This window comes from Mesorhizobium sp. CNPSo 4661 (assembly GCF_057784215.1).
In genome coordinates this window covers 157,570-175,065 of the sequence record NZ_JBWGIO010000009.1, presented here as the reverse complement: position 1 = coordinate 175,065, position 17,496 = coordinate 157,570, and the positions used below count along the sequence as shown (strand labels likewise).

Below are 17,496 nucleotides of genomic sequence, written 5' to 3'. Positions count from 1 at the left end.
CAAGGGGAGAAGGGGAAGCGCTCACTTCGCCTTCGAGAACGCCAGCCACAGGCCGCCGCCGACCAGGAAGGTGCCGCTGATGCGCGACATCAGCCTGACGCGGCTGGCCGACAGCATCCGGCCGGCGCGGCCGGCGGCAAGGGCGTAGGTCGAGTCCGACATGGCGGCGAAGATCATCGCGGTCAGGCCCATCACGACGATCTGCAGCGTGTAATTGCCCTGTGGTGAAATGAACTGCGGGAAGAAGGCGCCGAAGAACACCAAGGTTTTCGGATTGCTGACGGCGACCAGGAAGCCCTGCAGGAAGAAGCCGCCGCGCGGTTTTTTCGCCGATCCGTCGGGGTTCAGCGTGCCCTTGGCGCGGAACATCTGCACGCCCATCCAGATCAGGTAGGCAGCGCCGATCAGCCGCACCCACTCGAACCAGTGGCCCATGCCGGCGATCAACGTGTTGAGGCCGATGCCGACGATGGCGATCATGATGGCAAGCCCGGCCTGGGTGCCGGCGACGTTGGCCAAGCCTGCGCGCGAGCCGTGGCGGATGCTGTTGGCGATGATCAATGTCACCGTCGGACCCGGTACCAGGATGATGACGATACAGGCGACGACATAGGTGGCGTAGAGTTCCAGCGACATGGTCTTCCTCGGATGGACGGAGGTGATGCGGCGGTGGCTGGGGGATCAATGCACGGCGCGGCCGCCGGCGCAAGTCGCCCTGCCTTGTCGACCAGAATCGCTCAGCCAGCTCCCACCGGCCAGGGCAGCGTCGTCTCATAGGCGGCGCCGGCCTTGAGCACGGCGAGGTCGCCGCGCGGGCGGCCGATCAGTTGCATGCCCATGGGCCGGCCCTTCTCGTCGAAGCCGGCCGGCACGTTGAGCGCCGGGCAGCCGCCGAGCGTGGCGAAGGCCGAGACCTGCATCCAGCGGTGATAGCTGTCCATGGGCCGCCCCGCGACCTCGCGCGGCCAGTGGGTCGAGACGTCGAAGGGAAACACCTGGGCGGTGGGCAGCGCGATCAGGTCGAAGCGCTCGAACAGCGACAGCAGCGTTCGGTGCCAGGAGGTGCGCCGGACGGTCGCGGCATGGATCTGCGGCGCGGTGAGGCGTATCGCCTGTTCCACTTCCCAGACGGCCTCAGGCTTCAGAAGCTTGCGCTTTTCCGGGTCATCGTAATGCGATTTCAGCCCGCAGCCGCTGCTTGCCTGGCGCAAGGTGACGAAAGCCTGCCACAGCGCCTCGAAATCGACATCCGGAACCGAGGCTTCGCTGTGGAAGGATGCATCGGCGAAGCGGGCAAGGGCGGCCTCGCAGAGGTCGAGTACGCCCGGTTCCATCGGCAGGTGGCCGCCGAGATCGCCCAGCCAGGCAATACGGCCGCCGGCCGCTTTCGCGCCCAAGCCGTCGAGGAACGAGCCCTCCTTGGCATATGACAGCGGCGCGTGCGGGTGGTAGCCGGCCTGTTCGTCCAGCAAAAGCGCGATGTCGCGAATGTTGCGGCCCATCGGCCCTTCGACGCCCATCTGCGAATGGAAGACATCGAAGTCCGGGCCTGCAGGCACAAGGCCCTGCGAGGGACGGAAGCCGTAGACATTGTTGTAGGCGGCCGGATTGCGCAACGAGCCGCCGAAGTCGCTGCCGTCGGCGACCGGTACCATGTCGAGCGCCAGCGCAACGGCCGCGCCGCCGCTCGATCCGCCGGCGGTGAGCGCCGGGTCGAAAGCGTTGAGCGTCGGCCCGAAGACCGGATTGTAGGTGTTGGAGCCCAGCCCGAATTCCGGGACATTGGTCTTGCCGATGATGATGGCGCCGGCCATGCGGACGCGCTCGACGAAGAAATCGTCCACGTCGGGGATGAAATCGGCGAAGATCGGCGAGCCGAAGGTGGTTCTGAGCCCTTTCGTCAGGGCCAGGTCCTTGATGGCGATCGGCAGGCCGAACAGCGATCCGGCCTCGCCGCCGCAGGCTAAATGAGCATCGGCCCTGTCGGCCTCGGCCAGGATATCGGCGCGCTCGCGCAGCGAAACGATGGCGTTGACCAGCGGGTTCACCGCCTCGATGCGGTCGAGGAAAGCGCCGGCGACCTCGCGCGCCGACAGATGGCGCTGCCTGATCTTTTCGGCAAGCTCGACGGCGGAGAGGCGGCAGATATCGCCGGCCGGCGGCACGGCATGCCTGGTGACGGGACGCATGGCCATTACCGGGCTCCCGCCAAGGCGGCGTCGACGTCTTTTGCCAACGGGATCGCCGGCTGCGCGCCGGGTTTCAGGCAGGCAAGCGAACCGGCGGCTGCGGCACGGGTGAGCGCCTCCTGGAGCGACAGGCCGGACGAGAGGCCGGCGCCGAAATAACCGCAGAAGGTATCGCCGGCGCCGACCGTGTCGACCGGCGTGATCTTCAACGCCGGAACGGTGAGGAAATCCTCCGGCGTGGCGGCGAGCACGCCGTCGCCACCCAGCGTGACGACGATGGCGCGGCCTGTCCTTTTGGCATAGTCGCGCATGCGGGCAGGGCGATCGCGGCCCAAGAGCGCCAGCGCCTCGCCATAGAGATCGAACTCGGTTTCGTTGGCGACGGCATAGTCGGCCTTGCCGACGAATCCGGCGGCCTCGGCACGGAAGGGCGCGGTGTTGAGCACGCTGACGGCGCCCGCCGCGCGCGCCGCGTCGAGCGTTGCCTCGACCGTCTGAAGCGGGATCTCATGCTGCAAGAGCACGACGTCGCCCTTTTTGAGATAGGCCTTGGCGACATCGCCCGGCACTACCGAGTCGTTGGCGCCAGGCACGACGGCGATGACGTTCTCTCCATCAGCGCCGACCAGGATCAACGCCGTGCCGGTGGAGGCGAAGCTCTGGCCGACGCCGGACAGATCGACGTTGCCGGCCTTGAGAAGGGCGAGCGCTTCGGCGGCAAAACCATCCTTGCCGACGGCGCCCACCATGCGCACCGGCGCGCCGGCGCGCGCAGCGGCCAGGGCCTGGTTGGCACCCTTGCCGCCGGGCGCGGTGGCGAAGCCGGAGCCGCGCACCGTCTCGCCGGGTTCCGGCAAACGGTCGACATTGGCGATGAGGTCGAGGTTGATCGAGCCGACAACGATGATCAAGAAGTGCCTCCTGCTGGAGCCGTCCAGCCTTCGATTGACGGGACCAACTCCAAGTATTTGCTTTTACACAATTGATTGCGCCGGAAGCTAGCTGCAAAGACCGCCGGTTGCCAGATCATGCCGGTTGCGCGGGCTCTTGGCCCACAGGCATCATTCGCAGCGCACCGTGACCGTGCCCTGATAGTTGCCTGCCGGGAAGATGCCGGGCGACTTGGTGGCGGTCAGATCGACCTGGATGGTGTGGGTGCCGTTGGTCACCCGCTGCGGCGAGCTGCCCGGTATGTCCAGCCCGGATCCGTCGAGCCGGAAGACGGTGGCGAAGGTGACGTTGGTGTCGCCGCCGCTCGGCGCCGAGGTGAAAGCGATCGGCGTCGGCGCGGAGACGGTATAGCAGTCTAGCAGGTTTAGAATCGAACACAGCGTCGAGTTCGCGGTGATGGTGGCGCCGGCGCTCGACCCACCTGCCTGCTTGGAGCCCAGGGTGTTGATGGCCAGGTTCGATTTCATCGTCCCCGAGGCGCCGATCATGATCGTGCAGGTGCCGATGATCGCCGCCTGTGCCGGGAGACAGAAGCAGGCGAGCGCTGCTATCGCCAACGGCGCTCGACTATTTCCGCTTCTTTTTCTTCTCATTGCCGGTCGTGCCTCTGATGCTCCAGCCTTCATTGGCCCATCCTGCCGACGTCGCCGAGCGAGCTGCGGGAGCCGCGGAAGCTGTTGCGGCCGTGGCAGCGGTGTTCGTCGTGCTCCCCGTCGTCTGGCCATCGGTGCCGAGGCCCATTTTGAGGAGCTTCAATTCCAGCTGCAGGCGCTCAACCTCCAGCTCGTAGAGGCGGCTGCAATCGACGCGTTTCGGAGTCCGCCCGATCGGGATCACCACGCGGCCGTATGTGGCGATGTCGCTGTTGGCCTGGTTGCTGCTGTTGTTGCCGCGGATGACACCAAGGTCGAGATAGGCACCGCTGCCGGAAACGGCTGAGCGGCAGGTCGTGCCGTCACTGGCATGAACCTCGTCCTGGCCCTGAGGCAGGCTGACGCCGGGCAGGCTGAAACCCGTCTGGTTCTGGTTCAGGTTCAGGATATCCTCGGCAAGCCCCTGACTTACGACCGCCAGGACGGGCAGCAAGGACAGGGTCAGAACCTGCGATGCCCGAAGAACTTTCCGCATATCTGTGCCCTTATCTGGGTCTGCTCGCTTGGAAAGGGGATACTCTCGGTACAGATACGCACTTTACGCTCGTTCGCGCCGTCGAACGGGACGACCACCAGGACAGGGCGCGACGCCTGACCGGCCAGAAGGAAAGCGCTCGGCGTGATCCTGGCGTCGACGGGCTGGAAATCCTGGTCGTAGACATGCACCTCCACGCGTATGCGCTGGTTGTACGGGTTGCCCGGGAAGACGCGAACGGCGAAGGCATCCGTGAAGGATCGTACTTCGCCCCGCATCGGCGTCATCGACTGGCCGGTCGCTGCAACGGGAGACAACGCGGCGGTCAGGCCCGCCGCCAGAATTGCAATCGTTCTCAAGGACCGCTCCTTTCACGAGAGGCTATTCGCAGCGCAGCGTCACCGTTGCCTGGTAGTTGCCGGCGGAGAAGCGGTTGGTGCCGCTCTTGGTGCCGGCGAGATTGACCGCCACCGTCGATGTACCCGGCACCGTCAGCGCGGTCGCGGTGCCGGTTTCGGCGATCGTCTGCGCGCCGGAAGTGGCAAAGGTCGGGGTCCATGTCGTGGCCGTCGTATCCGAGGCGGGCACGGTCGTCGTGGTCACCGGATCGACGCTGAGCGAGACGCCGCCCGTGGTATCGACCTGAGCGCTGCCGGCCGAGCCGCCGGCATTGTGCGAGCTCAGCGACTGAAGATTGCTGCTGACGGTCATCGTGCCGTTGGAGTTGATCGTGACCGTGCAGGTCGCGGTGATCGTGCCGTTGAACAGCACGTTTCCGGTGGTGGCGGCCTGCCCCGTCTGGCAGGTGCAGGCGGCCAGCAAGCTCGCAGCCATGGCGGCGCGAAAGAACTTCATTGGGACCCCACTTTCGAGCCGGATGATGCGGCTCAACGTAGGGGTCATCTTCCCTTTATCGTGGTTAATTTAGCGTTAAATGAACTAATGTCGGAGAGCAACTTCAAACAAAACCGACAATAACCAGAGGTTGTCGCCGGTTGCATTTCGTGAATAAATCGATGTATTTATTTATCTTGCACTGACTTATATTACGAAACACGGTTTTTCGCAACGGGATACGAAAAAATCGATTGTTTCATGACGTCACTTGTCCCGCTTCCCAGCCGAGGATGGCACGCTTGCGTGTCAGGCCCCAATGATAGCCGGTGAGCGCGCCGGACTTGCCCAGCGCCCGGTGGCAAGGCACTACGAAGGACATCGGGTTGGCGCCCACCGCCGCGCCCACGGCCCGGCTGGCGCTCGGCGCGCCGATGCTTGCCGCGATCGAGGAATAGGTGCAGGCCCGGCCCATCGGGATGCGCAGCAAGGCTTCCCAGACGCGAAGCTGGAAATCGGTGCCGATCATCACCACGCGCAGCGGCTGGTCGGCCCGCCATTGCGTCGGGTCGAAGACCCGGGCGGCGTAAGCCTGGGTGGCCGACATGTCCTCGACGTAGGTCGCGTTCGGCCAGCGGCCTGACATGTCGGCGAAGGCGGCCCGCTCGCCGCCGGCGTCACAGAAGGCGAGGCCCGCGAGACCCCGGTCGGTGACCATGATCAGCGCGATGCCGAAAGGCGAGATGTGGTAGCCGTACCGGATGGTGAGACCCGCGCCCCGGGTCTTGTAGTCGCCAGGCGACATCGCCTCATGGGTGACGAAGAGGTCGTGCAGCCGGCCGGGACCGGACATGCCGAGCTCGAACGAGGTCTCCAAGAGCGGCATGCCGGAATCGAGCAGCCTGCGCGCATGGTCGAGCGTCACCGCCTGCAGGAAGGCCTTGGGCGACAAGCCGGCCCAGCGGGTGAAGAGTTTCTGCAGGCCGGTCGGCGTTTCGCCGACCTCTTCGGCCAGGACCTCGAGCGAGGGCTGGTCGCGATAGTCGAGGCTGATCTTCTCGATGGCGCGGCGCACGACGTCGTAGTCGCTGCCTTCCGGCGTGATGTCGTTCTGGAGGATCGCGGTCGGTTTCATGCGGGTATTCGTGGTCATCTGAGCGTTCATGGCAATATCTCCTTGGTCCCGAATATCGGTCTTCCAGAACTTTGCCTCCACCCGAAACTTGCCTTCCCGCACACGGCACCCAGATAGAGTGGGCTTCGGGCCGAAGAGGACGATCATGGCCGTCGAAAAGGTTGATCTGACCGGGGCAAGGGAAACCTTGCTGATGACGCTCTACGGCAAGGCGCTGGAGAGCCGGCTGCCCAATTCGCTTCTCAAGGACCGCTTCGCCGACGAGGCGTTGCGCAAGATCGACTATGATTTCGCAAGGCTCAAGGTCGATGCCAATCTCGGGTTGGGATTCGCAATCAGGGCGAAGACCCTGGACGTTTGCGTCGCGGATTTCCTTGCAAGATATCCGGACGCGATCGTGCTGCATCTGGGATGCGGGCTCGATACGCGGGTATTTCGTGTCGACCCACTGCCAGGCATCGACTGGTTCGACGTTGACTATCCGGAAGTCGTCGAGCTCAGGCGCAGGCTCTACCCGTCCAGGGACCGTTACCACCCGATCGCCTCCTCGGTGACCGAGCCGGATTGGCTGGCCGCGGTGCCCCGCAATCGCCCGGCGATCGTGGTGGCGGAGGGGCTGACGCCGTATCTTCCCGCCGACGAGGGACCGCGGCTGCTTGCGCGGCTTGTCTCGCATCTTGCTGGCGGCGAGTTGATGTTCGACGCCTATAGCCGGTTCGGGCTGAAGCTGATGCGCCTCAATCCGGCCATCAAGGCGACCGGCGCCGAGGTCCATTGGGCCATAGAGGATCCGCGCGACCTGGAGCGGGCGGTGCCCAAGCTTCGCTTCATCGGCGAGATCCCGTCCTACAAGCCGGAGCAAGGGGCGCGCCTGGGCTGGTCGGCGCGTCTGTTCGTCGGTCTCTGGAAGCTTATCCCGGCGATGCGCAAGGTCGGCAGGCTGCTGCGCTACCGGTTCTGAAACGGTTATTTTGCCGTGAGCATGATCTTGTCCGAACCGCAGGTCAGCGAAAGCAAAAACCGGCGTCCACCTTTCGCTGACGCGGACCCTCGGTTCGGGATCATGCTCAGCGCGTCTTGGCGGTCGCCAGCGCGCGCGAAAAGGCGGTGGCGAAACTTTCGCGGTCGTCGGGATTGAGGAAGGCGCCGATCGCCACGCTCTTGCCCTGCGCTTCGACGGCCATTTTGGTGATGCCGATTTCGCTGTGGCGGGCGATCGAGAACCGCGTCCAGAAAGGGTTGAAGCGATGATCTTCCGAGCGGCCGGAAGGCGCTGTCTTGCGGATGTCGAGACTGGTGCGCGAGACCGAGATTTCCTCACGGGCGCGCGCCGCCCGGTAATTGGCGCGGAAGGCGATGTAGACGGCGATCACGTCGAGGCCAAAGAAGCCAAACACCGGCCAGGCGCCGTGCGCCAGGAAGAAGGCGCCGGTGACCGCCCAGCCGAACACAAGCGCTCCCATCAGGATCAGGAAGCCGGTACGGCCGAGCGAGCGGTGCGGCGTCAGCAAAGCCTGGAAAAATGGCTCGTCGGCTTCGAATGAGGCGTTTGTGTCGCTCATGAGGGGATATTATAGGAAGGGATATGGCGCCTCCCAAGTCGAAAAAATCCGCAGCCGTCAAAAAACCTCAACCCGCCGTCGCGGGCGGCGGCCGGGCGCCTGGTCGGCGGCCATCAAAAGCCGCTTCGCGCTCGCTCTACACGCCGGCCGAGGTGCATGAGATATTCCGGCGCTTTTGCGTGCAACGGCCGGAGCCGAAAGGCGAGCTCGACTATGTCAACGCCTTCACCTTGCTGGTCGCGGTGGTGCTGTCGGCGCAAGCGACCGATGCCGGCGTCAACAAGGCGACGAAGGCGCTGTTCGGCGCGGCCGACACGCCGGCCAAGATGCTGGCATTGGGCGAGGCCAAGGTCGGCGACCATATCCGCACCATCGGTCTGTGGCGCAACAAGGCCAAGAACGTGATCGCGCTGTCGAAGGCGCTGATCGACGATTATGCGGGCCAGGTGCCGCAGGATCGCGACGAGCTGGTGAAGCTGCCTGGCGTCGGGCGCAAGACCGCCAATGTCGTGCTCAACGTCGCTTTCGGCCAGCACACCATGGCGGTCGACACGCATATCTTCCGCATCGGCAACCGGATCGGGCTGGCGCCCGGCAAGACGCCGGAACAGGTCGAACAAGGGCTGCTCAAGGTCATCCCGGCCGAATTCATGCGCCATGCGCATCACTGGCTGATCCTGCATGGCCGCTATGTCTGCAAGGCGCGCAAGCCCGATTGCCCGGCTTGCGTGATCGCCGACATCTGCAAGTCGAAGGAAAAGACCACCGACGTGCCGGCCCCGCTGGTGCAGATCGCGCCGCTGGATGAGAGGTTTCCGGTCGAAGCCTAAAGCATGTCTCCCGAAAGTGGTCCCGGTTTCGGGACAAAGACATGCTTAAGATCAAAGGCTTAAAGCAGGTTGCGTGAATCCTTTTTCACGCGACCTGCTTTAGGGCGGTGTTCTCGTGTGTTTTCACCGTTTCACGGAACCGGCGAAACGCCCTATCTCTTTGTTTTTACGCAATTCCGGACGGAAGGCTACGGCGAAGTCGCCGAGCCTAAAGCGCGTCGCGCTGAAACGGATTCAGTCGACGCGCTTTAGGTCCTTTGTTTGATGCATGTCGTTGCCGCAAAACCGAGGTCACTTTTGCGCGACATGCATTAACCGCTCACACTTTTCCTGGGATTGCTCTAATAGCCGTAGCCACGGGCCATGGCCGCGGCAAAAACCGGAATGAGCAGGAAGATGAAACCCTCGGCGCGGACATAGTTCTTCACCGAAGCCAGTTCCGCCGCGGGCACCGCGAAAGACGGATCGCCGCTCGCCTGCCTGTTCCAGGAGATGAAGCGCATGGTCGGCACGATCGACAGCAGGCCGACGATGGCGAAGGCCACCATCTTTGCCCAGAACACCCAATTGTAGACGTAGAATTCCCAGCCTTTCAGGCCGAAGAACACACGGCAGACGCCGACGATGACGATCAGCGCGGCGATGATGCCGTAATGGCGGTCGATGCCGGCAAGGCGCTTCAGCGTCGGCGACGCCAGATCGCCGCGCACCAGCACGAACTCGGCGCCGATGATACCGGCCAGCGAGAACACCAGAAGGTGATGGACGATGGCCAGCAGAAGGTCGGCGGTGTCCATGATTCTTCTCCGGTCGAATTGCGTTTCTGGGTTGGTTGCGCGCAAACTAGCATCGCCAGGCGAAAAGCCATAGCGACGCAGCCGCGCCATGGCCGCTATGGCTGGAAGAGCCACTGCATTATCCTGGCCCTTGTTCGAGCGCGCTGGTTTGCTAGTGCGTTTCACGGAAACGGTGAAACGCACTCGCCTTTTGTTTTTATGCAATTCCGGACGGAAGCCTAATGGCGAAGTCGCCGAGCCTAACCGCTCACACTTTTCCTGGAATTGCCTTAAGCGCTGCCGCCTCAATGGAGGGGAATGCCATGAGCATCAAGACGGAAGCCGGCGTGCCGATCCTCGAGACGGCGCGCACCGTTCTGCGGCCGCACAGGCTGGACGATTTCGAGACCTATGCCGCCATGTGGGCCGAGCCTGCCGTCACCCGCTTCATCGGCGGCAAGCCGCGAACGCGGGAGGAGAGCTGGATGCGCTTCCTGCGCCATGCCGGCCTGTGGTCGCTGATCGGCTATGGATTCTGGGCGATCGAGGACAAGAAGACGGGGCGTTTCATCGGCGAGGCCGGGTTCCACGATCTGAAGCGTGAGATCGAGCCGTCGATCGAAGGCGTGCCGGAGGCGGGCTGGGCGCTGGCCTCGGAGGCGCATGGCCAGGGGCTTGCGAGCGAGGTCGTCGGGCGGATCGTCGCCTGGAGCGACGAGGCGCTCGGACAGGCGAGAACCGTCTGCATCATCGATCCGGAAAACGGCGCTTCGCAGAAGGTGGCCAAGAAGAACGGCTATCGCGAAATCTTGCGCACCACCTATCACGAGAAGCCGACGATCCTGTTGGAACGGCAGGCCGGATCCGGGAAGGGAAGCGCTTAAAGCAGGTCGCGTGAAAAAGGATTCACGCAACCTGCTTTAAGTCTTTGATCTTAAGCATGTCTTTGTCCCGAAACCGGGACCACTTCCGGGAGACATGCTTTAGCCCGCCTTGCGGCGCAAGGCCCGCGCCACGCCTTCCCACGCGTCCGCCTTTGCACCCGGCCGGGTGCCCAGAACCGTCGTCGCATCGAATGGCTGCGGCCTGGCTATGGCATAGCCCTGCGCGTAATCGACGCCGATCGCTTTCAAGGCTTCGACGATGCCGTCGCTTTCGACGAATTCGGCTATGGTGCGTTTCCCCGTCACCTTGCCGATATGATGGATCATCTCGACCATGGCGCGATCGATGCGGTCGTCGAGCATGTCCTTGACGAAGCCGCCGTCGATCTTGAGATAGTCGACCGGCAGATGCTTCAGGTAGGCGAAGGACGACATGCCGGAGCCGAAATCGTCGAGCGCGAAGCGGCAGCCCAGCCCGCGCAGGTCGGCAATGAAACGCATGGCCTCGGTGAGATTGGCGATGGCGCTCGTCTCGGTGATCTCCAGGCAGATCGTTTCGGGCGCAATGGCATGCGCGGCGAACTGCTCGCGCATGAAGCCGAGGAACGTCTCGTCGCCGAAAGTGGCGCCGGAGAGATTGATCGCGCAGGTGGATATCGGGGTCGCGCGGGGATCGGTGCGTCTGGCCGCTAGTGTGGCGAAGGCGTTGCGCACCACCCAGCGATCGATCGCCGGCATCAATCCGTAGCGCTCCGCCGCCGGGATGAAGCTCTGGGGGGTGATGAAGCTGCCGTCCTCGTCGGTCAGCCTGAGCAGGATTTCGATATGCGCGCCCGGCTCGGCGATATCGTCCCGCAGCGGCGCGATCTCCTGCGCATGCAGCCTGAAGCGGTTCTCGTCCAGCGCGGCATGCAGGCGCTGCACCCAGGCCATCTCGCCGAAGCGCTCGCGAAGTGCCGAGTCGCCGTCGCTGTGGAGCTGGACGCGGTTGCGGCCCTTTTCCTTGGCCATGTAGCAGGCGACGTCGGCGGCGCGCAGCACCTCCTCCAGCGTCATGCCGACATTAGCGATTTCGACCATGCCGATGCTGACGCTGATGTTGAAGGGACGCCCTTCCCAGGAGAAATGCAGGTCCTGGACCGTGGCGCGCAACCGTTCGGCCGTGGCGGCGGCGCAATCGGCATCGCAGTTGAAGAGCAGGACGCCGAACTCGTCGCCGCCCAGTCTCGCCAGTATGTCGCCGGGCGGCAGCTCATTGGCGAGCAGCACCGAGATCTGGCGCAGCAACTGGTCGCCGGCGGCATGGCCGCACGTATCGTTGACCAGCTTGAACTGATCGAGATCGAGATACATCAGAGCGTGCCGGCGCGGGCTTTCCGGCGCCCCGGAGATCGCGCCTGCCAGACGGTTCTCGAAGTCGCGGCGGTTGACGAGACCGGTCAGCGCATCATGCGACGCCTGCCACGACAGGCGCTCGATATAATCCTGCTCGCGCGTCATGTCGTGCAGGGCCAAGACGCAACCGAGGATCGCGCCGGAGACGATCAGCGGCGCGCCGTTCAGCGCCACCGGCACGACCGAACCGTCGGGACGCTCCAGAAGCTGCGGGCGCACATTGGAGCGGCGCGGCTCGCCCGCCAGCAGGCGCGGGACCAGATCGGTCTCCTCGACGCCGCTGTCCTTGTCGACGAGCCGGAACAATGAGGCGACCGGCCTGCCCTTGGCGGCGGCGAGCGAACAGGCAAGCAGCCTTTCCGCTCCGGCATTCATATAGTCCAGCCGTCCCTCGGCATCGGTGCTGATGACGGCCTGGCCGATCGAGGCCAATGTGATCTGGGCACGCTCGCGCTCGGCGTTGAGGGCGTTCTGGAAGGCCTGGCGCTGTTTCATCAGCTTGCGCGTGCGCCAGACGGCGAGCACGATAAGCAGGGCGGCGGTGGCGAGATTGGCCGCCGTCAGCGCCATCTTGATGAAGCGCGATCCCTCGCCGAGACTGTCGGAAAAGGCCTTGGAGAGCGGCCCGATCCGGCGATCGAGCTGGTGGATCTGCGCCTTCCAGAGGCTGATCTCGGCCGCGGATGCCGGCCCCTTTTCGAGATTTCGATGCATGTCGTCGCCGAGGCTTTCAATGGCGAGGATCATCTCGTCGGCGGCCGTCCAGTGGCGGATCGCGGTATCGAGATAGCTCACGCCACGGAAATTCCGGTATAGCCAGATCAGGCCGGCGACATCGTCGGGGTGGTTGTTGCCACCGAGAAAGCCGAGCCGGGCGGCATTCGTGTCGGGCTCGGCCTGGTCGAGCGCCAGCCGCGCGGCGCGGTCGGCCAACGGCACGGCGATGGCTTGACGATACTCGCTGAAATACTCTTCCCGGCCGGTGTCGGCATAGAGGCTCAGGAAATAGATGGCGTGTTTCTGCCCCTTTGACCATTGGCTTTCGCCGCCGACATAGGCGCGGACGGCTGACAGCGTGTGGAGACTGAGGGTCGCAACCAGCGCCTGGATCAGGACGACCGCGACGAAGGGCCAGACCAGTCCGACGAGACGCTGGCCGGCATCGGTCGATGAGAGCTTCATCCCATTCCCATGGAGCTTGCGCTGGCTCCCTCGGTGTCTGTCCGACTGGCTCATCCGTCGGTTGAGACGATGTTCTTCCCCGCATGTCGTCCAGTTACTGGCGACACCAATCCAGATAACGCGCCTGGCTTAACAGCCGATAAATTTGTCCAGTATTTGTTTCATGAGTTATTGCTCAGCTACAGAAGGCCGCTTACGCTGCGTGATGCCGATATTTTGTGCATAGTATCGGTCCGCAGTGCGAGGACACAGAAGAAAAAGCCGGCAACATCAATCCGATAGCGCCGAGGGGCAGCCGCCTCAGCGCTTGGTCCTGGATTTGTTGAGGGCCACGGCTTCGCGAACGAGCGCCTTCAGGGCATCAGCGTCGATCTTGTCGCCTTCCTTGAAATCGATGGCGCGCCGGGTGTTGCCTTCGAGGCTGGAGTTGAAGAGCTTCTTGGGATCGGGCAGCGCCGCGCCCCTGGCGAAGGTCAGCTTGACGACGGCCTTGTAGGTCTCGCCGGTGCAAATCATGCCGGCGTCCTCCCAGACCGGCACGCCGCGCCATTTCCATGTCTCGACGGCTTCCGGCGCGGCCTGCCTGATCAGGGCGCGGAGCCGGGCAAGCGTCTCGCCCCGCCAGTCGCCGAGCTCCTCGATCCTTGCGTCGATCAGCTCGGATGGAGACTTGCCGTCCTGCGTGTCGCCTTGTTGCATGTCCGTTTCTCCCTTGAAGTTGGATAAGAGATCGCCACCATGTCCCTTTCAGGGAGACGGCGCTTGATCTTTCGTGCGCTTACATCCGCTCGCCAGGCAGCTGGCTCGCCTGCTTGACCCAGGATACGAACTGCTCCTCGTCAAGCCGGTCGTCCTCATGGATGTGGAAATAGCGCGTGTCCCTGCTCCTGGATTCGACGGGGGGCACGGGCTTCAGCGACATTCCACGGAAGAACGCCACCTTGATGTATCTGGCGAAGCAATGGATGCCGAGGAACCAGCCCTCGCCCTCCATGCCGTAGAATGGAGAGTTCCATTTGACGGCCTTCTGCGCATTGGGGACGGCCTGCATGATAAGCTGGTCGAGCCGGCGCCCGACCTCGCTCTTCCAGCCCGGCATCGCAGCGATATAGGCCTGCACGGGCGCGTCGCCATAGCCCTTGGCGATCTGCGGGTTGCCGCCTGAAAGCAGGACGGGCTCCTTGTCCGGAGACGCGGCAGTCTTTGCTTTCGCCTTCGCCATCAGGCCGATCCCGTGCGCTCGCCCGCCGGCTCGCCGCGCCGGTCGGCGGCATAAGGCAGCACGAACATGTAGAGCCCGCTGAACAGCAGCAGGAAAAGCGGGATCAACGGCGAATAGACGATCCAGGCGGGCGGCGGGCCCATGGCCATGGCGGCGAAGTTGGCAATGACGGTGACGGTGAAGATGATCGACAGCCAGCGATGAAGCTGCCTGATCCATTTGCTCCAGTTCAATCTAACCTCCCTTAAATGACGAGACGGATCGAGCTGCCTACCAGCGCGCCAGCTGCGAAAGCTGAATGAGGTTGCCGCAGGTGTCGTTAAGCTGAGCGATGGTGGCGCCGGTCACTGCGGTCGGCGCCATGGCAAAGCTGCCGCCGTTGGCCTTGATGCGCTCATGGTCGGCCTGGATGTCATCGGTGAACAGCATCAGCGCCGGCTGGCCCTGCTTGAAGATGGCCTGCTGATAGGTCTTTGCCGCCGGATTGTCGTTGAGCGCCAGCTGCAGCTCGGTGCCGTCCGGATCGTCAGGCGAGGTGACCGTCAACCAGCGAAACGGTCCATTGGTGAAGTCGGCCTTCTTGGTGAAGCCCAGAATTTCGGTATAGAAACTAAGAGCCTTTTCCTGGTCGTCGACATAGATGCTGGTCAGCTTGATCTTCATTTTCGTGTCTCCATTGCTTACGCCCGCGGTTTGCCGCCCCGCCAGGACCGTGTCTGTCCTTTGAAGCTTCGGCGGAGGTCAGTCGATCCGCGAAAGCAGCTGCTCCAGGGCCGCGAAGTTGCGCTTCCAGCCCACCGTGGCGCCGCGGTAGTACGGCTCCTGGTCGGTGCGGAAGCCGACCTGCTCCATGCGCAGAAGCGTGCCCTTGCCCGTCGGGGTGAGCGTCCAGGTGACGACGCTCTCGAGATCCTTGGTGTCCCAGCTGTAGGACAGGGTCCTGTTGGGCTCGACCGTCCGCACCTGGCAGTCGACACCGCCCCATTCGGCGTTCAGGCTGAAGCGATGATCCACGACCGGCTTGAAGCTGTTCTTCATCAGCCACTCCTCGATGAGATGCGGTTGGGTGAGCGCGCGCCAGATCTTTTCCGGCGGAAAAGGTATCTCGCGCTCGACAATGACGGAGCGCGTTGCGGCTTCATTCATTGATCCATCCTTTTGAGCAGGTCTTCCAGATCGTCAAACCGGCTTTCCCAAAACCCCGCCATGTCGCGCGTCCAGTCCATCAACGGCGCCAGCGCCTTGAGCTGGGCGCTGTAATGGGTCTGGCGCCCTTCATGGCGGTCTCGCACCAGTCCCGCCTCCTTGAGGACGCCCAGATGCTTCGACACCGCCGGCTGCGATACGCCGGCCTGCGCGGTCAGCGCTCCAACCGTCTGCTCGCCCTGACGGCAGAGACGTTCGAAGATGGCGCGCCTGGTCGGATCGGCAAGCGTCCTGAACAGCATATCGTGCGCGGTGGTCATCACAATCAATAACCCGTTGGCTATTGATTGACGTATAACCGCCGGGATATGTATGAGTCAAGCCGCGAATGTGGGCATCAGGCGGAACCGCGACGCCGAGCCGGCGAAGCCGCTATGCCGGATCGGCCGCCGGAACAGTCAAATCCCTAAGCAGCGTCGAAAGCTCCGGCTCGTCGATGAGCAAGGCAGCATCCGTCGGCGGCAGCCATGCGCGGTGCCGGTTCGCGGCTTCCCGCCAGTCGGCCAGCTCCTCGGTTACCTCAAGCAGATAGACCGCAACGTCCACGCGAATGAAGCCGTTGGTCATACGTTTCCAATAGGAATAGGTGCCGGCAGGCTGCTTCAGCGTCCTGCCGAGAACGCCGGCTTCTTCCTGGGCTTCGATCGTTGCCGCCTTGCGCCCGCTCTTGCCTTTCATCGGCCAACCCTTTGGCACGATGAAGCGCCGCGTGGTGCGTGAGGTGACCAGCAACACTTCGAGGCTGCCGTCCTCTCGCACCCGATACGGAATGGCCGCCACCTGGCGGATCCGTTGGCCTTTCTTGGCTCTGCGAACTGCTTTCTTCTTGGTTGTTGCCATCCCAAATTCCGGTGAGAGCAGCATCCCTGCCGCACACGCTATCCGCGCGGGCAAAAACCTTCCCTCTGCAAACCCTAGAGCGTTTCACCGTTTCACGGAAACGGCGAACCGCTCTATCTCTTTAGTTTTGACGCAATTCCTGACGGAAAACCGTGTCACACTTTTCCGGGAATTGCTCCAGAACCACCGCCCTTGCAATCCGGCATTTTGCCAGCAAGTAAGTCGGCTAATAAACTGAAAAAAGCGAAATGTCAGCGGCAAACCCGTGAAATCGTGTTGCCGACTGCTTCCATTCGACATGTCTGGCCATACACCGGCACATCGGGCCGGGGCTTGGGCACGCTTTGCCGGTCAAGCTCGCGATACAATTGCTGTTGCTGCTGGTATTGCTGCCGTTGCAGCTGGTTCTGCAACTGCTGCAGCTGGTTCTGCTGCACCAATGCGTTGCGATTCGTCGGGATGACGACCTGCGCAGAGGCGCAGGAAATCATACCCACCAAGCCAGCGCTCGCCAGGACAGCCAATAGCAGAAATGCCGATAGGCGAGACCGCGACATCGCTTCCTTACCCGCATGAAAACCTCCCCATGATATAGGACGTGTGTGGGGATGTGCCATGGTCAGTTGATCGATTGTCATGCCAAAGAAAATCCGGCGCGTGATCCAGCATCGCACTTGATGGCGGTGCTGGAATGGCGGCTCTATCGCGCGGCTCCGTCCCGTGTGCGTGACTGGCCGGTTGGTGAAGAGGGTTTGCATGACAAGCAGGTATAGTTTGACCGTCGCAATATTGGCGGTTGCTGCGGGTATCGCAGGCATGCCTGCGCTTGCCGCGCAGAACAAGGGCGACAAGGTGGCGCCCGCGGCCCAGTCCGCCGGCGCGGTCAAGCCGCAGCTGCCTGGCGGCCCTCGGCGCTTTCGGAAACGCATGGCGACTGGACGGTCAACTGCCAGGTCACCGGCGCCAACAAGGTCTGCAGCCTGTCGCATCAGCAGTTCAACAAGCAGAGCGGCCAGCGGCTGCTGGCAGTCGAATTGACGACCAAGACCGGCCAGGACTCAACCGGCACGCTGGCGCTGCCCTTCGGGCTTGCCTTGGCCAATGGCATTTCGCTCGAGATCGACGACAAGAAGCTGGACGGCACGCTGCAATTCAACAACTGCCAGGCGGTGGGTTGCCTGGTGCCGGTGGCGTTCGATGCCGATACCACGCCGCTCATGCAGAACGGCACCACGCTGAACGCCACGGCGGCCGACACGACGCAGCCGATCTCCTTCACCATCTCGCTCAACGGCTTCGGCAGCGCGCTCGCCCGGACGGCGGATTTATCGGCGGATTGATCGGCGAAACGAGGATATTCGT

The 17,496-nt window shown here is 63.4% G+C and carries 23 protein-coding genes; 4 read left to right on the top strand and 19 right to left on the bottom strand.

Annotated features, from left to right (window positions below):
- Window positions 1-21: 21 nt before the first annotated feature.
- The 8 genes from AC0YKC_RS15370 to AC0YKC_RS15335 all read right to left on the bottom strand — a co-directional run bounded on the left by AC0YKC_RS15370 (window position 22) and on the right by AC0YKC_RS15335 (window position 6,267).
- Window positions 22-636 carry a LysE family translocator gene (locus AC0YKC_RS15370; RefSeq protein WP_320296879.1) on the bottom strand — a complete coding sequence of 205 codons (615 nt, stop codon included), beginning with the start codon at window positions 634-636 and terminating at the stop codon, window positions 22-24.
- A 101-nt stretch (window positions 637-737) separates the two neighbouring features.
- Window positions 738-2,195: an amidase gene (locus AC0YKC_RS15365; protein ID WP_488511640.1), complete on the bottom strand. Its 1,458-nt coding sequence runs from the start codon at window positions 2,193-2,195 to the stop codon at window positions 738-740.
- A complete protein-coding gene (locus tag AC0YKC_RS15360; RefSeq protein WP_488511639.1) occupies window positions 2,195-3,100 on the bottom strand; it encodes a ribokinase in 906 nt (301 codons plus the stop codon). The genes AC0YKC_RS15365 and AC0YKC_RS15360 overlap by 1 nt, the downstream gene beginning before the upstream one ends.
- A gap of 150 nt (window positions 3,101-3,250) precedes the next feature.
- Complete coding sequence (locus AC0YKC_RS15355; protein WP_488511638.1) at window positions 3,251-3,733, bottom strand: hypothetical protein; 483 nt, start codon at window positions 3,731-3,733, stop codon at window positions 3,251-3,253.
- Entirely contained in the window at window positions 3,708-4,268 is a 561-nt protein-coding gene (locus AC0YKC_RS15350; RefSeq protein WP_434724003.1) for a hypothetical protein, read from the bottom strand. The genes AC0YKC_RS15355 and AC0YKC_RS15350 overlap by 26 nt, the downstream gene beginning before the upstream one ends.
- Window positions 4,235-4,627, bottom strand: coding sequence for a PDZ domain-containing protein (locus AC0YKC_RS15345; RefSeq protein ID WP_320296874.1), 393 nt, complete (start codon window positions 4,625-4,627; stop codon window positions 4,235-4,237). The genes AC0YKC_RS15350 and AC0YKC_RS15345 overlap by 34 nt, the downstream gene beginning before the upstream one ends.
- Window positions 4,628-4,649: 22 nt before the next feature.
- Window positions 4,650-5,123, bottom strand: coding sequence for a hypothetical protein (locus AC0YKC_RS15340; protein ID WP_320296873.1), 474 nt, complete (start codon window positions 5,121-5,123; stop codon window positions 4,650-4,652).
- 238 nt (window positions 5,124-5,361) lie between these two features.
- Window positions 5,362-6,267, bottom strand: a complete 906-nt coding sequence (locus tag AC0YKC_RS15335) for a methylated-DNA--[protein]-cysteine S-methyltransferase (RefSeq protein WP_320296872.1) — start codon at window positions 6,265-6,267, stop codon at window positions 5,362-5,364.
- 115 nt (window positions 6,268-6,382) lie between these two features.
- Between AC0YKC_RS15335 and AC0YKC_RS15330 the strand changes: the two genes are divergently transcribed.
- Window positions 6,383-7,198 (top strand): class I SAM-dependent methyltransferase, encoded by an 816-nt coding sequence (locus AC0YKC_RS15330; RefSeq protein WP_488511637.1) that lies wholly within the window; start codon window positions 6,383-6,385, stop codon window positions 7,196-7,198.
- Window positions 7,199-7,304: 106 nt separating this feature from the next.
- On the opposite strand, the gene AC0YKC_RS15325 is transcribed toward AC0YKC_RS15330, so the two are convergent.
- Entirely contained in the window at window positions 7,305-7,799 is a 495-nt protein-coding gene (locus tag AC0YKC_RS15325) for a DUF2244 domain-containing protein (protein WP_320296870.1), read from the bottom strand.
- A 23-nt stretch (window positions 7,800-7,822) separates the two neighbouring features.
- On the opposite strand from AC0YKC_RS15325, the gene nth reads away from it, so the two are divergent.
- Entirely contained in the window at window positions 7,823-8,629 is an 807-nt protein-coding gene (gene nth, locus AC0YKC_RS15320; RefSeq protein WP_488511636.1) for an endonuclease III, read from the top strand.
- Window positions 8,630-8,970: 341 nt separating this feature from the next.
- Here the strand turns inward: nth and AC0YKC_RS15315 are convergent, their stop codons facing one another.
- Entirely contained in the window at window positions 8,971-9,426 is a 456-nt protein-coding gene (locus tag AC0YKC_RS15315) for a DUF2214 family protein (RefSeq protein WP_434723999.1), read from the bottom strand.
- 302 nt (window positions 9,427-9,728) lie between these two features.
- Between AC0YKC_RS15315 and AC0YKC_RS15310 the strand changes: the two genes are divergently transcribed.
- Window positions 9,729-10,289: a GNAT family N-acetyltransferase gene (locus tag AC0YKC_RS15310; RefSeq protein WP_488511635.1), complete on the top strand. Its 561-nt coding sequence runs from the start codon at window positions 9,729-9,731 to the stop codon at window positions 10,287-10,289.
- Between the two features lie 99 nt (window positions 10,290-10,388).
- Here AC0YKC_RS15310 and AC0YKC_RS15305 read toward each other — a convergent pair whose 3' ends face one another.
- The 9 genes from AC0YKC_RS15305 to AC0YKC_RS15265 form a co-directional block, all read right to left on the bottom strand.
- Complete coding sequence (locus AC0YKC_RS15305) at window positions 10,389-12,866, bottom strand: EAL domain-containing protein (RefSeq protein WP_488511634.1); 2,478 nt, start codon at window positions 12,864-12,866, stop codon at window positions 10,389-10,391.
- Between the two features lie 300 nt (window positions 12,867-13,166).
- Window positions 13,167-13,565 (bottom strand): DUF1801 domain-containing protein, encoded by a 399-nt coding sequence (locus AC0YKC_RS15300; protein ID WP_320296865.1) that lies wholly within the window; start codon window positions 13,563-13,565, stop codon window positions 13,167-13,169.
- A 79-nt stretch (window positions 13,566-13,644) separates the two neighbouring features.
- Window positions 13,645-14,088 carry a DUF1801 domain-containing protein gene (locus AC0YKC_RS15295; protein WP_320296864.1) on the bottom strand — a complete coding sequence of 148 codons (444 nt, stop codon included), beginning with the start codon at window positions 14,086-14,088 and terminating at the stop codon, window positions 13,645-13,647.
- Window positions 14,088-14,321: a hypothetical protein gene (locus AC0YKC_RS15290; RefSeq protein WP_488511633.1), complete on the bottom strand. Its 234-nt coding sequence runs from the start codon at window positions 14,319-14,321 to the stop codon at window positions 14,088-14,090. Before AC0YKC_RS15290 ends, AC0YKC_RS15295 begins: the two co-directional genes overlap by 1 nt.
- Before the next feature lie 37 nt (window positions 14,322-14,358).
- On the bottom strand, window positions 14,359-14,751 hold the full coding sequence (locus AC0YKC_RS15285) for a VOC family protein (RefSeq protein WP_488511632.1): 393 nt from the start codon (window positions 14,749-14,751) through the stop codon (window positions 14,359-14,361).
- Between the two features lie 78 nt (window positions 14,752-14,829).
- Entirely contained in the window at window positions 14,830-15,234 is a 405-nt protein-coding gene (locus tag AC0YKC_RS15280) for an SRPBCC family protein (RefSeq protein ID WP_320296861.1), read from the bottom strand.
- On the bottom strand, window positions 15,231-15,554 hold the full coding sequence (locus AC0YKC_RS15275) for an ArsR/SmtB family transcription factor (protein WP_040990288.1): 324 nt from the start codon (window positions 15,552-15,554) through the stop codon (window positions 15,231-15,233). The genes AC0YKC_RS15280 and AC0YKC_RS15275 overlap by 4 nt, the downstream gene beginning before the upstream one ends.
- A 112-nt stretch (window positions 15,555-15,666) precedes the next feature.
- The gene (locus AC0YKC_RS15270) at window positions 15,667-16,134 is read right to left on the bottom strand and encodes an NUDIX hydrolase (RefSeq protein WP_320297024.1); all 468 of its coding nucleotides are present in this window, start codon (window positions 16,132-16,134) and stop codon (window positions 15,667-15,669) included.
- 251 nt (window positions 16,135-16,385) lie between these two features.
- The gene (locus tag AC0YKC_RS15265) at window positions 16,386-17,021 is read right to left on the bottom strand and encodes a hypothetical protein (protein ID WP_320296860.1); all 636 of its coding nucleotides are present in this window, start codon (window positions 17,019-17,021) and stop codon (window positions 16,386-16,388) included.
- Here AC0YKC_RS15265 and AC0YKC_RS15260 point away from each other — a divergent pair.
- Window positions 16,923-17,474, top strand: coding sequence for an invasion associated locus B family protein (locus tag AC0YKC_RS15260; protein WP_488511754.1), 552 nt, complete (start codon window positions 16,923-16,925; stop codon window positions 17,472-17,474). The two genes, AC0YKC_RS15265 and AC0YKC_RS15260, sit on opposite strands and share 99 nt — an antisense overlap.
- Window positions 17,475-17,496: the final 22 nt, after the last annotated feature.

What these genes read in the sequence shown, in the direction of transcription:
- AC0YKC_RS15365 (WP_488511640.1), bottom strand. Translation starts at nt 2,195, where the DNA reads ATGGCCATGCGTCCCGTCACCAGGCATGCCGTGCCGCCGGCCGGCGAT.
- nth (WP_488511636.1), top strand. Translation starts at nt 7,823, where the DNA reads ATGGCGCCTCCCAAGTCGAAAAAATCCGCAGCCGTCAAAAAACCTCAA.
- AC0YKC_RS15340 (WP_320296873.1), bottom strand. Translation starts at nt 5,123, where the DNA reads ATGAAGTTCTTTCGCGCCGCCATGGCTGCGAGCTTGCTGGCCGCCTGC.
- AC0YKC_RS15335 (WP_320296872.1), bottom strand. Translation starts at nt 6,267, where the DNA reads ATGAACGCTCAGATGACCACGAATACCCGCATGAAACCGACCGCGATC.
- AC0YKC_RS15330 (WP_488511637.1), top strand. Translation starts at nt 6,383, where the DNA reads ATGGCCGTCGAAAAGGTTGATCTGACCGGGGCAAGGGAAACCTTGCTG.
- AC0YKC_RS15370 (WP_320296879.1), bottom strand. Translation starts at nt 636, where the DNA reads ATGTCGCTGGAACTCTACGCCACCTATGTCGTCGCCTGTATCGTCATC.
- AC0YKC_RS15310 (WP_488511635.1), top strand. Translation starts at nt 9,729, where the DNA reads ATGAGCATCAAGACGGAAGCCGGCGTGCCGATCCTCGAGACGGCGCGC.
- AC0YKC_RS15355 (WP_488511638.1), bottom strand. Translation starts at nt 3,733, where the DNA reads ATGAGAAGAAAAAGAAGCGGAAATAGTCGAGCGCCGTTGGCGATAGCA.
- AC0YKC_RS15300 (WP_320296865.1), bottom strand. Translation starts at nt 13,565, where the DNA reads ATGCAACAAGGCGACACGCAGGACGGCAAGTCTCCATCCGAGCTGATC.
- AC0YKC_RS15275 (WP_040990288.1), bottom strand. Translation starts at nt 15,554, where the DNA reads ATGACCACCGCGCACGATATGCTGTTCAGGACGCTTGCCGATCCGACC.
- AC0YKC_RS15325 (WP_320296870.1), bottom strand. Translation starts at nt 7,799, where the DNA reads ATGAGCGACACAAACGCCTCATTCGAAGCCGACGAGCCATTTTTCCAG.
- AC0YKC_RS15305 (WP_488511634.1), bottom strand. Translation starts at nt 12,866, where the DNA reads ATGAAGCTCTCATCGACCGATGCCGGCCAGCGTCTCGTCGGACTGGTC.
- AC0YKC_RS15270 (WP_320297024.1), bottom strand. Translation starts at nt 16,134, where the DNA reads ATGGCAACAACCAAGAAGAAAGCAGTTCGCAGAGCCAAGAAAGGCCAA.
- AC0YKC_RS15285 (WP_488511632.1), bottom strand. Translation starts at nt 14,751, where the DNA reads ATGAAGATCAAGCTGACCAGCATCTATGTCGACGACCAGGAAAAGGCT.
- AC0YKC_RS15295 (WP_320296864.1), bottom strand. Translation starts at nt 14,088, where the DNA reads ATGGCGAAGGCGAAAGCAAAGACTGCCGCGTCTCCGGACAAGGAGCCC.
- AC0YKC_RS15315 (WP_434723999.1), bottom strand. Translation starts at nt 9,426, where the DNA reads ATGGACACCGCCGACCTTCTGCTGGCCATCGTCCATCACCTTCTGGTG.
- AC0YKC_RS15280 (WP_320296861.1), bottom strand. Translation starts at nt 15,234, where the DNA reads ATGAATGAAGCCGCAACGCGCTCCGTCATTGTCGAGCGCGAGATACCT.
- AC0YKC_RS15350 (WP_434724003.1), bottom strand. Translation starts at nt 4,268, where the DNA reads ATGCGGAAAGTTCTTCGGGCATCGCAGGTTCTGACCCTGTCCTTGCTG.